Origin of the sequence: Candidatus Nanosynbacter sp. HMT-352, assembly GCF_022819365.1 — a bacterium.
Taxonomy (GTDB): domain Bacteria; phylum Patescibacteriota; class Saccharimonadia; order Saccharimonadales; family Saccharimonadaceae; genus Nanosynbacter.
In genome coordinates, this window is sequence record NZ_CP089289.1 from 460901 (window position 1) to 476466 (window position 15566).

10 protein-coding genes and 1 CRISPR repeat array are annotated in these 15566 nt (G+C 40.9%); of the genes, 6 read left to right on the forward strand and 4 right to left on the reverse strand.

Annotated elements, in window-relative coordinates; all coding sequences use genetic code 11:
* The first annotated feature begins 176 nt into the window (after nucleotides 1-176).
* Together LRM49_RS02500 and LRM49_RS02505 are read left to right on the forward strand one after the other, a co-directional pair.
* Nucleotides 177-1229 (forward strand): sigma factor-like helix-turn-helix DNA-binding protein, encoded by a 1053-nt coding sequence (locus LRM49_RS02500; RefSeq protein ID WP_243777656.1) that lies wholly within the window; start codon nucleotides 177-179, stop codon nucleotides 1227-1229.
* Nucleotides 1230-1273: 44 nt separating this feature from the next.
* The gene (locus LRM49_RS02505; protein ID WP_243777657.1) at nucleotides 1274-3922 is read left to right on the forward strand and encodes a type IV secretory system conjugative DNA transfer family protein; all 2649 of its coding nucleotides are present in this window, start codon (nucleotides 1274-1276) and stop codon (nucleotides 3920-3922) included.
* 3 nt (nucleotides 3923-3925) lie between these two features.
* Here the strand turns inward: LRM49_RS02505 and LRM49_RS02510 are convergent, their stop codons facing one another.
* From LRM49_RS02510 to speD, 3 genes are read right to left on the reverse strand one after another with little or no spacing between them, the layout of a single operon-like run.
* Nucleotides 3926-5452, reverse strand: a complete 1527-nt coding sequence (locus LRM49_RS02510; protein ID WP_243777658.1) for a polyamine aminopropyltransferase — start codon at nucleotides 5450-5452, stop codon at nucleotides 3926-3928.
* Nucleotides 5453-5463: 11 nt separating this feature from the next.
* Entirely contained in the window at nucleotides 5464-6153 is a 690-nt protein-coding gene (locus LRM49_RS02515; protein WP_243777659.1) for a hypothetical protein, read from the reverse strand.
* A gap of 1 nt (nucleotide 6154) precedes the next feature.
* A complete protein-coding gene (gene speD, locus LRM49_RS02520; RefSeq protein WP_259376939.1) occupies nucleotides 6155-6502 on the reverse strand; it encodes an adenosylmethionine decarboxylase in 348 nt (115 codons plus the stop codon).
* A 456-nt stretch (nucleotides 6503-6958) separates the two neighbouring features.
* On the opposite strand from speD, the gene LRM49_RS02525 reads away from it, so the two are divergent.
* From LRM49_RS02525 to cas2, 4 genes are all read left to right on the forward strand, one after another.
* A complete protein-coding gene (locus LRM49_RS02525) occupies nucleotides 6959-7519 on the forward strand; it encodes a hypothetical protein (RefSeq protein WP_243777661.1) in 561 nt (186 codons plus the stop codon).
* 390 nt (nucleotides 7520-7909) lie between these two features.
* Nucleotides 7910-11266: a type II CRISPR RNA-guided endonuclease Cas9 gene (gene cas9 / locus LRM49_RS02530; RefSeq protein ID WP_243777662.1), complete on the forward strand. Its 3357-nt coding sequence runs from the start codon at nucleotides 7910-7912 to the stop codon at nucleotides 11264-11266.
* The gene (cas1, locus tag LRM49_RS02535; RefSeq protein WP_243777663.1) at nucleotides 11267-12157 is read left to right on the forward strand and encodes a type II CRISPR-associated endonuclease Cas1; all 891 of its coding nucleotides are present in this window, start codon (nucleotides 11267-11269) and stop codon (nucleotides 12155-12157) included. It begins immediately after the preceding gene.
* Between the two features lie 25 nt (nucleotides 12158-12182).
* A complete protein-coding gene (gene cas2, locus LRM49_RS02540; RefSeq protein WP_243777664.1) occupies nucleotides 12183-12491 on the forward strand; it encodes a CRISPR-associated endonuclease Cas2 in 309 nt (102 codons plus the stop codon).
* A 40-nt stretch (nucleotides 12492-12531) separates the two neighbouring features.
* Nucleotides 12532-14348: direct repeats of the CRISPR family, unit length 36 nt; unit sequence ATTATATCAATATCTAAATTGTTAGGGAACTATAAC.
* 615 nt (nucleotides 14349-14963) lie between these two features.
* Here cas2 and LRM49_RS02545 read toward each other — a convergent pair.
* Nucleotides 14964-15521 (reverse strand): DUF6609 family protein, encoded by a 558-nt coding sequence (locus LRM49_RS02545; RefSeq protein ID WP_243777665.1) that lies wholly within the window; start codon nucleotides 15519-15521, stop codon nucleotides 14964-14966.
* Between the last annotated feature and the right edge of the window lie 45 nt (nucleotides 15522-15566).

Sequence of the window (15566 nt, forward strand, 5' to 3'; positions counted from 1 at the left end):
CGGATAATAAAAACTCTTCATATAATCTATTGCAAAAAACGTAAAATAAATGCTATAATTTATATCAGCAATTATGACATTTATCTATTGACTTTTGTCAAATGAAATTGTATAATTAAAAACATATTTTCAATCAATATAACCTGTGGTGAGGCAGAGAGGATGTTTCTAGTAGCATGAGCGAGACAGCAAAAACCGAGCAAAGCGCCAAATTAAATTCTGTCGTCGATACTATTATTTCTAAGATTCCGCAAGAGCGCGAGAAGGAAATTATTTCTCGACGATTTGGTTTGTATGACCGAAAAGAAACGTTAGAGTTAATTGGCGATATGTTCGGCATTACTCGCGAGCGCGTTCGTCAGCTAGAAAAAGCAATCTTAACGCGTCTACGTGCAGCTGTTGCCGAGGGAGAACTTCCTTCGGTTATTGCTATGGAAAAAGAAATTACTTCGAGTTTGTCCGAGATGGGACGAGTTGCGCGCATGCAGGATTTGGCGTCGCATTTCCTCGGTAAAGAAGCTACTGCAATTGACCGCGCTCGCGTGGCGTTTATTTCTGAGCTAGCAGAAAACATCACAATTGTTACAGAAAATGACGATTATTACCAAGCGGCAGCAATTGACACTCTCGGCAATGAAAAGCAAATTAGAGCACGAGTCGAAGAAGTTGTAAAGACCATCAAAAAACACGGCGAACCCGTTACTGCGGAAGAATTGCACAAAAAATTGGACTATGAACATCCTTCAAACATTGCAGCCTTGGCTACTGTTAGTAAAAAATTAGCCAGCTTAAACGATCAGTGGGGGCTAGCCAAATGGCCAGCGGTCAACCCAAAGAACATCCGCGATAAAATCTACGTTGTTCTGGACACCAACGGCTCACCGATGCATTTTTCCGACATCTCCAAGGGAATTCGGGACAGCGAATTTAACCGCCGAAGCGTTACAACGCAGGCAATTCACAATGAACTTATTAAAGACAAGCGCTTTGTTCTAATCGGCCGCGGTATTTACGCGCTTGCCAGCTGGGGCTACAGCCGCGGAACTGTAGCAGATATAATCACCGATATTTTGAAGAATTCCGAAACTCCGCTTCACCGCGACGAAATCGTTCGTCAAGTCCTCGACAAACGACAAGTCAAAGAAACAACGATTCTGCTCAATCTTCAATCAAAACCACAATTCAAACGAGTCGCTAAAGCTACTTACGTTTTTGAAGAAGCCGCTTAAGCCAAGTTGCAAACTTCTTTCAGAGGTGAGATAATTTACACATAATGCAGATTATTTCTTGGATCATCGGTACGTTATTACAATGGTATATTTGGATTCCAATTGTGGCAATCCTGATGTTTTTGACGTGGCGGAATTATCGAAAGATCGAAGATTTTACCCCAGTTGAGAGCGTGCTTTTGGTTCTGGAAATCCCACGCACCAACGACAAGCAAGAGCTTGCCGCCGAGCAGCTATTCGCTTCGCTACACGGAATTCTTCGCGACAATAAAGAATTGCGATTATCTGGCGGACACCAAGAACATATCAGCTTTGAAATCGCCTCAGTCAATGGGCAAATTCGCTTTTACGTTTGGGTGCCAAAAACCTTGCAAAGTTTTGTCGAAGGACAGATTTATTCTCAATATCCAACCGTTCAAATTCACCAAGCCGACGAAGATTATACCGAGCACGAGCGCGACCACGAAGTTGCTTACTCGACAGAATTGACATTAACCACAGACGAATTCCTTCCAATTCGCACCTTCCAAAACTTCGAAGTCGACCCGCTGGCGGGCATTACGGGCACGTTGGCGAAATTGGAAACCACCGGTGAAGAATTGTGGATTCAGGTGCTAGTCAGACCAATTCCTGACGATTGGCAAAACGCCGCAGATCGATATATCAATAGCATAAGAAACGGGCGAATGTTCTCCTTGCCAGGATTCGGTGGCAGTATGCAATGGTTAATCGGCGTACTTGGCGCATTATGGCAGCCACCAGAGCAGGGAGCAAATCAATCGACAGCCGTTGAGCTGTCAGACCGCGATAAAACTCGCATTTCTGAAGCAGAGAAAAAAGCAACCAAGCTCGGCTATGAAGTGAAGATTCGCTTGGTTTATATGGGCGAGAGTCAGACAAACGCTAAGCTTCGCATGCAGGCGCTCGTCGGCACATTTAAGCAGTTCAATTCAACCAATCTCAACGGATTCCGCGCCGTCAAGGGTGCGTTTGGTAAAGAATTTATTGATAAATATCGCAAGCGTTCGTTCATTGGCGACGGGTTCATCTTAAACATAGAAGAATTGGCGTCAGTTTTTCATTTGCCACACACCAATGTTGAAACGCCAAATATAGTTTGGGCGAGCTCCAAAACCGCAGAACCGCCGTCCAAATTGCCAGTCTTAACTGGCGAAGATGTCAACGATGACCAAATTTCCGCCTTTGGCGTCACCAACTTCCGCGGCATCAGCCACCAATTCGGCATGTTGCGCTATGACCGCTCACGCCACGTTTACATAATCGGGCAAACGGGCGCCGGAAAAAGTGGACTATTAGAGCTCTTCGCCTTAAGCGACATTTTCCATAATCAAGGATATGCCATCATCGACCCGCACGGCGACTTCGCGATCAACAACATGAAATTTATCCCCGGCAGCCGGTTGAACGACGTGATCTATTTCAATCCAGCCGACACCGCGTATCCTCTGGGATTCAACCCCCTGGAAGTCACGAACCCGAACCAAAAAACCAACATCTCATCAGAAATCATCGGCGTTTTGAAGCGTATTTTCGGCGATTCGTGGGGACCGCGACTTGAGTATATTTTGCGGTATACAATTCTGGCTTTGCTGGATCGACCAGAGGCGACGATGCTTGATATTACTCGTATGCTAACAGATAAGGAATTCCGAAAAGAAACGCTGACTTATTGCCAAGACACCGTGGTTTTGCAATTCTGGAATGTTGAATTTGCCAGCTGGAATGACAAGTTTGTCGCCGAGGCGATTGCGCCAGTCTTAAATAAAGTCGGGGCTTTCACCGCCAATCCAATCATCCGCAATATCATCGGGCAGCCGAAATCCACGTTCAATATTCGCCAGATTATGGATGAAGGAAAGATTCTAATTGTCAATCTGTCCAAGGGTCTTATCGGTGAAGATAACGCCGCCATCCTCGGTTCGTTTTTGGTCACGAAAATCCAGCTTGCCGCCATGTCTCGAAGCGACATTCCTGACGTCCGCGACCGCCGCCCATTCTATCTTTACGTCGACGAGTTTCAGAACTTCGCGACTGATTCGTTTGCGACTATTCTGTCTGAGGCTCGAAAATATGGCCTTAACTTGACCGTTGCCAACCAGTACATTTCCCAGATGAGCGACACGGTTCGCGATGCGGTTTTCGGAAACGTCGGCACCATGATTTCTTTCCGAGTTTCTGCTGACGATGCACCGATTCTTGCCAAGCAATTCGAGCCGAACTTCGAGGCAATCGACCTTCTACAGATGCACAATCGTAATTTCGTTGTCAATATGGTTATTGGTGGCGAGAAAACTCCCGCGTTTTCTGCCCGCACATTGGAACTTCCGCCAAGCCAAGCCGACAACACGCCGCACATTATTGAACATTCGCGTCGCATGTATTCGCGTAACAGGGAAGATGTCGAGAAGGAAATTGACGCCGCAATAAAGCCCGTTCGCAACCAAAAAAAGCAACCAGCCAAACCTCAACCGCAGCCTGCAAACAACGCTCTAGCGGTCAATAGCCAACCAGAAAAGCAGCAACCCGCAGCAAACGATGGCGAAGTTGTTTTGCAAATTCGCGGCAATGATAATACACCTACAGAAACTGCAATCAACACAGTTACACCGCTAGCCTCGGCCACACCAAAGCGACGACGTCGACGTCGAAAAAAGAGCGCTACCGCCGACTAAAAACTATTCATATCGCCACTGACGCATATCAGAGTTGTAAACGTCGGTGATTCGCGGAGAAACCAACGTAGAAGTCGGTCCAGATGGCACCGATATGGCGTTTTGTTTAGTCAGAAAGGTGAGCAATTTCTGGTTTTGATATCGTAGGTTTTTCGGCAATGGCTGACTAGCCACGACCTCAGCTTGCGGCGTAGACATCACAAAACCCCACTCACCAAATGATGGCACATTGACCGAAAACGCCGTCACATATCGCTCTGGATGAGACGATTTGACGGTATTTGCCACCATATAAAAAGCATGCGGAGAGAAAAATGAAGATGTCGCTTGCGTCACCATAACGCCACGCTCCGTTAAAATATTACCGATTTGACGATATAATTGCTCGGAATACAACTTGGCTAATTTTTCATTCGACGGATCCACCAAATCAATCAGCACAACATCATATTTATCTGAGGTAGAGAAGGCGAATTGGAAAGCGTCTTGATTGACAATGGAAACGCGCGGATCATGCAGAGAACGCTGATTTATATCGGTGAGAAGATGATTAGTTTTTGCCAGATTAGTCATCGTCTCATCGATATCAACCAGCGTAATATGCTCAACACTGGGATATTTCAAAACGTCCCGAGCCAACAAGCCATCGCCGCCGCCCATAATCAGCACGCGCTTCGGATTAGCGACTGAAGACAGAGCGGAAGTAGACAGCGTTTCGTGATAACGCGCTTCATCAAGGCTGGAAAACTGCAGATTGCGATTCAAAAACAGCCTCGTATCATTCTTATATCTAGTCAGGACAATTTTCTGATACGGCGTCTGTTGCTGCCACATCACAGGATCTTTATACGTTCGCTTGTCGATTCCGTGCTCAATTTCTGTCGCATAAATAAAGAACCCCAAAAGTAACATTGTTGCAATAACGCTAATTGTCATCACAATTTTCGACGCTTTCATTTGCTTAAGAATCAGAACCGCAACGCCAATATTCAGCGCCGCCACCAGATACGCGCTGCGCATCAAACCAAGATACGGAAGCATAACGAGCGGGAATAATAGCGACGCAATTAACGCCCCGAAATAATCGAGCGCTAAAATCTTGCTAAATAATTTCACCGAAGACTTGCGCCCGAACTCCTGAAACATCTTCATTAAAAGCGGAATTTCCAGCCCGATACAAATGCCGATTGCCAGACTTATTACAGCAAAAATCAGCCAGTGCGAACGCGTAAAAACGAATCCCAAATACATCAGCATCACCGAATTTCCACCAATTAGCCCCAGAATAATTTCGTTCGTTGCGAAGCTGGTCGCTGGATGAAGCTTGATGTAATTGACCAGCAGCGAGCCAATTCCCATGCCAAACAGCGTCACGCCCGTCGCCAAACTGAAACTCAAAATCGAATCGCCCACCAGATACGACGCAGCCGCACCTAAAATCAGCTCGTAAATAATTCCGCCAATTGCTACTAAAATTGCCGCCGCAAATAAAGCAATTTGCTCCCGTTTTTTCGTACTTGATCGTGACACTATAACTCCTTTTATTTACCAAGCCCGCCGCCGCTGCTGCCGCCATAAACACTGCGCGATCCGCCGTGACCTCCGCCATTACTGCCGTCAGAATTGTTGTCGAAGATGAACGCAAACAAAATAATAGCGATAAATATGGCAATAACTATAATCGTCGTCCAGTCAATCGGCTTAATGGTCCTGCCGAACATTTCCTTCTGCTCTTTGTCGCTTAATTGAATCTTACGATAAGCGTCATATTCGCGATTATTATACTTCTCAATCGTGATCAACTGACGGTTTTTCGGCGCGCCAGTATCCTTCAAAGTAGCATACGCCATCAGTTCTTTCGGGAAAACTTGATATGTGTTTTTACCCTTGATATTCATAATTTCACCAATGCCAACCTCGTCAACCACTACAACGTGATCCTTGCCGTCCTGCTCGGAAACGGTGAATGATTGACCTTTTTCCAATTGCGTTGGATCAATTGCCTGAGTGAAGCGAATCGGCTCATACAGAGAAACGGTTTGATTGCTGTGATCATATTCCACCCAGCTATCATAATCAGCCAGCCCTGTAATCTCCCACTCCTCCCAGTAGTAAAATCGCTTGTCTTTCTTATCCCACTCACGAAAAAGCAAACAGCCAACAACTCGTAAATTCGTCTTCTTGCCGGTCAGAATCTGGTTAATTTTAAGTCGCGCCTTGGTTCGTTTCATATTACAATGCCATTTCTTTCATAATTATGTTTTTTGCACCCAGCAGCCGTGCAATCAGCTCTTTTATTTGTTGCAATTTATCATCATCCAGCATTTTACAAGTTGTCATCGCTATATACGCCACGCCGCTTTCTGGCCACGTATGAATCGCGATGTGCGACTCCGATAAAAGCAGGGCAGCGCTGATTCCTTGCGGAGAAAATTTATGCGTTACCGATTCCAAAGAGTGCAAGCCCGCCAATTCCGTAACATTTCTTAACAATTTCTGCAGCTCATCCGCGTTATTAAGCAAAGCAGAATCAACTTCGCTCACTTTTATAGTTATAGATTGGACCGCGGACGCATGCATATTATAGTAATTATATCACCTCTGGAGCGTCAGGGGTAAAGGTAAAACGCGACTCTTGGAGAATATCAGCATTTAGATTGTTGGGGCATTATAACCAAATAATACAGAAAAAATCCCCGAATCCCATTACCGGGATTTAAGTGGGGATTCTTCTGGTTCTACTATAGCAAACAATCCTCAAAATGCCAACGATCAATAGCCTGTAAATTTCTTAGAAGACAGACAATAGGACGAAATACTCTCTATGAGGGCAACATAAGAAAAGCCCCTGTGTCGCCAGGGGAACTTATCGAACCTGGTTATAACACAGAGGCTTCTGATCGTAATATAGCACGAGAAGCCCAAAATATCAATGATGAGAATGATCACGCCACAACAAGAAAATCCCCCATGGAGCCAGCAGGGACGAGCCCGTCAACTGAGTTACACCATCTAAGGGATTCTCATGTAGATAGTATGACAAATAGTCTTCAAAATATCAATGACGAGGCCAGCTGCATTACAACCTCCATGGAGTCGGCAGATGCTACACCTAGTGCTAGCTCAGGCGAGACTGGCAGATACAATACAGCTACATTAGCTGGTTATAACGGTGAAGTATCACTAAAATCTGCATATAAAAAACCGCTAGCCAATTCACTAGCGGACGTTGAGCGTAACGTGGTTTCGGACGAATCCGCTCAGATAACTCCGAACGAAGACGCCCGTTTAGCACCAAACAATCGTTCGATTGAAGTTGCCGATAGGCAGCTCGCTGACAACTTTACAGGTGCTACGACTGATGATAGTGTAGCAAATAACAGTAGAAATGTCAATGAAGGCAATGTGTTAGCTTATGATATTTCAGGCATAAGAAAATCGACTGGGCGCGGACTCGATGGTTCCGCTATTAGCGCAGATGCGCTTGACCAGTCGATTGACAACTCTAGTATACCAAACAATCCTCAAGATGTCAATGACGAGAACAACCACATTACATCCTCATGGATTCAGCAGAGACGAGTCCATACACCCTGAAGAAACAGAAAAATAACATCTCTAAATAAAAGGTATTCAATGCAATAACACTAGATTCGCCAGCCAGAATGTCAACAGCGGTGGTAACCGTGCCAGTGCCGCTCAGCTGGCAGAATATGACCAAAATAATACTTGCGCAATAACATTGATTAGAGTACACTGTAGTTACAGTCCCTTAAGTAAGGATTGTACCAATATCTAAATTGTTCTAGGTTTCTATAATAATCTGGCGGTAAAAATCCGCTGTAAAGTATATGAAATACTGGAGCAAAGCACTAATCCGCTCACTCGTTGAGCGGATTATCTTTTTTATGAGTAAAGTATTTACGCTTTCAAATATCACGTTTTGGTTGTATAATTGCATTAAATTATCTCACAAAAAGGACTATCGTGACTCAAAAATATCCATATTCACCAAAAAAATATTCACTAGGTCTAGACATCGGGACATCTTCAATCGGCTGGGCAGTATTGGACTTAGATAAAGAGCGCATCCATGATTTAGGGGTGCGCATTTTTGAGCGACCAGAAGTACCAAAAACCGGCAAGAGTCTTGCCGAACCGCGCAGGATTGATAGATCCAATAGACATCGACTAAGGAGACGTCGACAAAGGCTTAATTATCTCAAGCGGTTCTTTATTGATAACAATTTGATATCAGAGAGTCGCATAAGCGATATGCTTAGCCCAACTCACCCCAAAAAGTGGAGGCCAATCTATGATCCCTACGCTCTACGTATCAAAGGTTTGAATGAAAGACTCTCGCCAGAAGAGCTATTCGTAGCGCTTTATCATATAGCAAAGAGACGTGGATATAAGAGTAATCGTATATCTGTAGAAGAGCAGGATATTGAAGGATCTCAAGTGTTATCAGCTATTTCTGAGAACAAACTACTTTTGGAAAAGTATAAGACAAAATCGGTAGCCAAAGTACTTACGCTTGATGAAAAATTTAAGAACAATAAACGTAATAAAATAAGCACATATAAGAATTCATTTGTTCGTAAGAATTTTGAAGATGAAGTGATGTTACTTCTTGATTCTCAGAAAAAATTTGGCCTTAAACTACCATATGAAAAGATACAAACCTTGCTGTACGGTGATATAAAAAATGGCAACTACAATGGTATATTTTCACAGCGACCATTCATGACAAGTGAACTGATTAAAAAGATGCGTGGTTATTGTGAATTCGAGCCAGAAAAGCCTCGCGCACCAAAGGCTAGCTATAGCTTTGAGCTATTTCGTCTCGCCCAAAATCTGTCCCATCTTCGCATTGTAGTCGATCGAGAGACTCGTCAGTTATCTAAGGATGAGATCGCAAAAATAATCGAGAAAGCAAAGAACGTCAAAGTACTAAAATATGAGCATATTCGTGACATACTTGGATATAAGGACGACCAAAGCTTTAGTTTTGCTCAGGGTATGATACGTGGCAAAATTAAAAATGACGACAAAAAGAACGGTGAAGGCAATAAATTCGACTCAATGATATTTTACCATACTGTCAAAAAAGCTCTCGAACAACATCCAAAAGATTGGGACATACTAGCTACCAATAATTTTGAACTATTAGATACAGCAGGGTTAATGCTGACGGTAAATAAAGACGACTCGAGTTTGCGTACAGAACTATCCAAATTAAATATAAGCACCTATGCCGTTGAAGCACTTTTACCAATCAACGTTAGCGGCTTTGTCCATTTGTCATTTGACTCTCTCCATAGAATAACCCCATGGCTACTAAGAGGATTAAACTATAGCGAAGCGGTTGAAAAGGCTGGCTACAGCTTTTCTCAAAGTCTTTCTGGCAACAAGAAGAAATTACCGCCATTGTCAGACAAACAAGCAGCACAAATTACTAACCCTGTTGTCAAGCGTGCAGTGTCTCAGACTATTAAAGTAGTTAATGCAATTATCAGGAAGTATGGCATGCCATACAGTGTAAAAATAGAAACAGCAAGTGAGCTGGCAAAAAACGCCCAAGAACGTAATAAGATAAAAAATATTCAAGACGAGAATGCTGAATATAACGAAAAAATTAAGCAGAAACTTATCACTGAATTTAATATACCAACACCAACAGGACTACAAATTACTAAGTTTAAATTACGTGAGCAGCAAAACGGTGTTAGCCTTTACTCAGGCAAAGAAATAAATCTTGAAAATCTTTTCGCCGATGAACATTATGGCGAGATAGATCACATTATACCATTTTCACGCTGCGGCAACGATGGATTAAACAATAAAGTTTTGGTTTTTGCAGACGAAAATCAAGAGAAAGGAAATCTGACACCATACGAGGCGTGGGGTGGAGATGATAAAAAATGGACACAATTTGAAGCACGTGTAAGAGCAACCGCTGGATTACCAGCCGCTAAAAGAGATCGCCTTCTGTCAAAAAGTAAGCCAGCTGAAGATTGGAATGTCCGTGCGCTCAACGATACTCGATATATTTCACGTTTTTTACGTCAATACATTCGTGATAATTTAGATTTTCCTAAAATCGAAGGCAAGACTGGCGCGCAGAGAGTCTTCTCGCCAAGTGGACCAATCACTTCATATTTAAGAAGAGTGTGGCATGTTGGTAATAAAAATCGCGATGATAATAATTTGCACCATGCGGCTGACGCCTGTATTATTGCCGCGACAAGTCCAAGCATTATTCAAAAAATATCAAGTCTTAACAAATACTACGAATTATTCAAATATACTGATAAAAACGAGATTGTCGATAAACTAACAGGAGAGGTTCTTGATCGTAATCAATTTGAACAGCATATAGCAGATCTTGAGCCCTGGGATGATTTTGGTAAGGAGGTGCGAAAACGCAGTAAACTATACAACACGCCAAGTGAGCTCCATAATGAACTAACTGGCCTAAAAAACTACGATGAAGAGTTTCGTTTGAGTACACTGCCTGTATTTGTTTCACGCATGCCTAAACGCTCCGGAAAAGGCTCGGCAAATGATGCGACTTTCCGATCGCCTAAAATCGTAGCAGGTTACATTGACGAAAAAGGGAAACCCGCCATTGCACGCAAACATCGAGTGTCGCTCCATTCTGTAGATCTTAAAAAATTATACGATTCACCAATTCGTGAAACAGATCCTAAACTGTACAAAATTTTGGAACAGCGACTCAAGGATTTTAATGGCGATCCAAAAAAAGCATTTGCCGAGAGCGTTTACAAACCAACAAAAGACGGTAAGCGTGGCAATATTGTACGCAGTATAAAAATATATAACACACGAGATTCAAGAAGTGGATTCTTAGTTAACAAGCAAAGAGCCTTTGTGAATAATGGTAAGACTATTCGTCTTGATGTCTATAAACGCAAAAACTATAAAGATATATACGAATATTATTTTACTCCAGTCTACACTCATTTGATAAACACTCAAAGGATTGAGGTTTTGCCAACACCTACTGGCCGGAGTAAGAACGAAAAGGCAGATTTTGATACTATCCGAACAGAGGATAATAAGATATATGCGACACTAGAGAATGGATTTATAAAGCAATTCTCCATATATCCAAATGACTACGTGCGAATATATTTTGATAACGAGATCGTTGAAGGATACTACGTAAAATACAACACTAACGATAGTAGTTTAAAACTTATAAAACACAGTGACACAAGCAAAAACGATAACGATTTAATCAGCAAAGTAGCTAAAACCGCCACCCTCATTGAACGTTACGACATTGCCGTCCTCGGCGATAACTACAGGTGGCTATAAATGGCCTGGCGTGTTATAGCTATCGAGAATCCTGCAAGACTTAGCTTGCGCGACAACCAGCTAGTAATTGCGCAAGATGTCGAAGCAACTTTACCAATCGAGGATATCGATTCGCTTATTCTGGACGGCTATGGTATCACCACAACCACAAATCTACTCACAGCACTGGCGACCAATGGTACGACGACTATAATATGCGATGAAAAGCATTTACCCGCCAGTGTACTTTTGCCATATTCACAGCATTCACGTCAAGCTAAAGTTTCGCGTCAACAATTGTCCACGAGCCAACCCTTAAAAAAGCAGTTATGGCAACAAATTATTATCAGTAAGATTACAAATCAAGCAGACGTCTTGCGGGCTCGTGAGCTAGATGATTCCACCTTGCGGTCTTTAGCTAACGATGTTAAATCGGGCGACACCAGCAATCGCGAGTCAATTGCCGCCAGAATCTATTTTGATCAAATACTGGGCGACGCCACACGCCGCAAGCCAATCTGGCACAATGCCGCGCTCAATTATGGTTACGCGATGGTGCGAAGTCACATTGCCAGACATATTGCTGCTCGCGGACTAGTTGCCTCACAGGGGCTATTTCACCACAACGAGCTCAATAGTTTTAATCTAGCCGACGATTTGATTGAGCCGTACCGTGCTGCTGTCGATTTATATATCTTCGAAAAAGTTGCACCACTTCATGTCGGCGACCGCGACGCCAGCCTTACCAAGTATGATCGCGAACTTATTATTGACATATTAAATTATTATGTTATAATCAAAGGTAAGAAGTTTACTATAAGACATGCGGTTGAGCGGACGGTTGAAAGCTTTATCGAATGTATCGAGGTAAAGGAGGCACGTAAGCTTCTTTTGCCAAAAATCGCCTCCTAACAGGGAAGGGATGTCATATAAAATCATGAGGGTCGCAGTATTTTTTGATTTGCCGACCAATACCAAAACAGAGCGCAAGGCCGCCACACAGTTCCGTAAATTCTTATTGGACGACGGTTTTGACATGCTCCAATACAGCATATATACACGGCTATGTCCAAATCGTGACGTTGCAGAAAAACATATGATGCGAATTAAGAAGCACGCTCCGGACAGCGGCTCGGTGCGATTGCTTTATTTAACAGAGCATCAATTTACACACATGCATATTATTGTTGGCGAAAAAACCACCCAAGAAAAGTCCGTTCCAGCTGGGCAATTAGCATTTTTCTAACCAAAAATCCCCCTCATAACAGAGGGGGATTTAAGGAAGTATTATATCAATATCTAAATTGTTAGGGAACTATAACTTCATCCATTCTGCGTCTTGCTTAGCTATTATTATATCAATATCTAAATTGTTAGGGAACTATAACGGTTTACATTTGTCAATATTGACTACTAAGATTATATCAATATCTAAATTGTTAGGGAACTATAACGTAACAGGAATTTTAATTCTTGTAGCTATCATTATATCAATATCTAAATTGTTAGGGAACTATAACATGCTGAAGATGTTTTAAGAATTTCTATAGATTATATCAATATCTAAATTGTTAGGGAACTATAACTTGCCGCACTTAAACACAAATCTGGCGTTAATTATATCAATATCTAAATTGTTAGGGAACTATAACAAATCAATGATATTACTACTGAAGTTTCTCATTATATCAATATCTAAATTGTTAGGGAACTATAACCCTTTGCAGTATGGGTAGATATCAGTATTGATTATATCAATATCTAAATTGTTAGGGAACTATAACTTTTTGTGTTCCTTTCTTGTTCTTCATCTTATTATATCAATATCTAAATTGTTAGGGAACTATAACTTAGCGTTGGCGATAATCTCTTCGGCTGTAATTATATCAATATCTAAATTGTTAGGGAACTATAACCCGGGCGTAACAGTCACACAATAATGTATTATTATATCAATATCTAAATTGTTAGGGAACTATAACCAGCCACAGAAACAGGTACACCGTTGTCCTATTATATCAATATCTAAATTGTTAGGGAACTATAACATCACTACAACAATGGTGATGTCTGGCTAGATTATATCAATATCTAAATTGTTAGGGAACTATAACTTAAATTCAGGTATGACACCTGTTTTGCAAATTATATCAATATCTAAATTGTTAGGGAACTATAACTAGCCCCGTAGTCGGTAGGTCTCGCGCCGGATTATATCAATATCTAAATTGTTAGGGAACTATAACGATAGGAATACTGCGATCACGTCCTAATTCATTATATCAATATCTAAATTGTTAGGGAACTATAACACGATATAGATACTGTCAATGAATATATCTATTATATCAATATCTAAATTGTTAGGGAACTATAACGTATTTTATTTCCCAAAATAGAAGACATTCATTATATCAATATCTAAATTGTTAGGGAACTATAACCTGGTTCTTTACAGATTTTCTTTTTGGTATATTATATCAATATCTAAATTGTTAGGGAACTATAACCTATTTTCCTTCTCTTTATTGTAGTATTCTATTATATCAATATCTAAATTGTTAGGGAACTATAACGCGCTGGCGGTCAAGCCATCGCTTGAGCTTATTATATCAATATCTAAATTGTTAGGGAACTATAACGGTGAAAAAGTGAAGGTGGCGAATATTTGAATTATATCAATATCTAAATTGTTAGGGAACTATAACCAATATTCAAGCAGACTCAATCATTTTCTTATTATATCAATATCTAAATTGTTAGGGAACTATAACTGAGGATCGTAAATTACGTCAAGTTTCACTATTATATCAATATCTAAATTGTTAGGGAACTATAACAAAAATTGAAGATATAAAAGATATATGGGAATTATATCAATATCTAAATTGTTAGGGAACTATAACTCGTATGGAACGACGGATAGCCATCTTTACATTATATCAATATCTAAATTGTTAGGGAACTATAACATTTTTTATGGCAATCGGCACAACGCACGATTATATCAATATCTAAATTGTTAGGGAACTATAACTTACAAAGTGAGTGCCTTCAATTAAGTCGCATTATATCAATATCTAAATTGTTAGGGAACTATAACCAAAGACGATATTAATAACAACCGTTTATTGATTTTTTATGATGACCATGGTAATATGACAACGTAAAACAGCAGCGCCCCTCTTATGTTAGAGCAATGCGGGCTGTTTTATTTTATTTTGACTGATTTACTACCCTTAAACTATTTTATTGACTTTTTATAGCGGTCGTGGCAATATATCAACATAAGGTGTATGCGCCCTGGGTCTGATCTCGGAAAGCGGTACGCCTTATTTTATTGTATATTTAAGCATATTGCGTAATCCAACGAATAGTGATAAACTGCAATCGCATGGTTTGAGCATCCATGCTCTCTTCCTGCCCTCTTAAAATGGGGGCGGGTTTTATTTATGTGCGGCGACGCCATATGGTAAATTATCATTTTCAGGATAGATTTTACATAAAAAGTATACAAAATGCCTGCAAAATGATTACATTATGCATACAACTTTGCTATAACAGAAACACTCAAGTGAGGCACATTAACAATTAGAAGATATACCATATCAAGATAAATCGCAAATGAGATAAACTGGAGGCTTGAACAATCTCTTAAAAAGTAGTAGGATAACTGGGCAGTTGTTGTGATTTGTAACTGTCATTGTATGAAGACACCTCAAAAACGAGGTGTCTTTTTTGACGGCTTCGAAAAAAATAGTAAATACATTCCAAATACAAGCTTAATTGCCGAGTCAATATATGCTATCACCTCTAATGGGATGTCAGTAAAAATATATCCTACAAAAATATTGATAACACAAATAAGACCTAAATATATCATTGATTTTCCGTGTACAAAATAATACGGGAAAAAATGCAGTGCAGTTGCCATCAGCGCTCCCAGCCAAATCAATCTCCAATTTTCAGTCGCAAAGAATGGTCCACCCAGCAAAACCATCAAGATAAATAATAAAATAACGGCGTATAAAGATACTTCCTTTTGAAATTCACTCGAAGGACCATCAGACAGCCTATTCAACACCTTTTTATTCATGTTGATTGAGAAAAAACTAATAACATATCCAATACTAAATATTTGCATATTTATTATTTGCTTTCCTCCTATTAAAGTCGCTATTGAAATAATCGCCGCTATTACAATTAGCCACAATCCACACGCTCTCTTATAATTGGATTCCAACTTTTCATCTTTATTATAATTTAAAAAAGCCATAAATATCTCCGATAAAATCATCACTCTTATTATATCACCGCAACG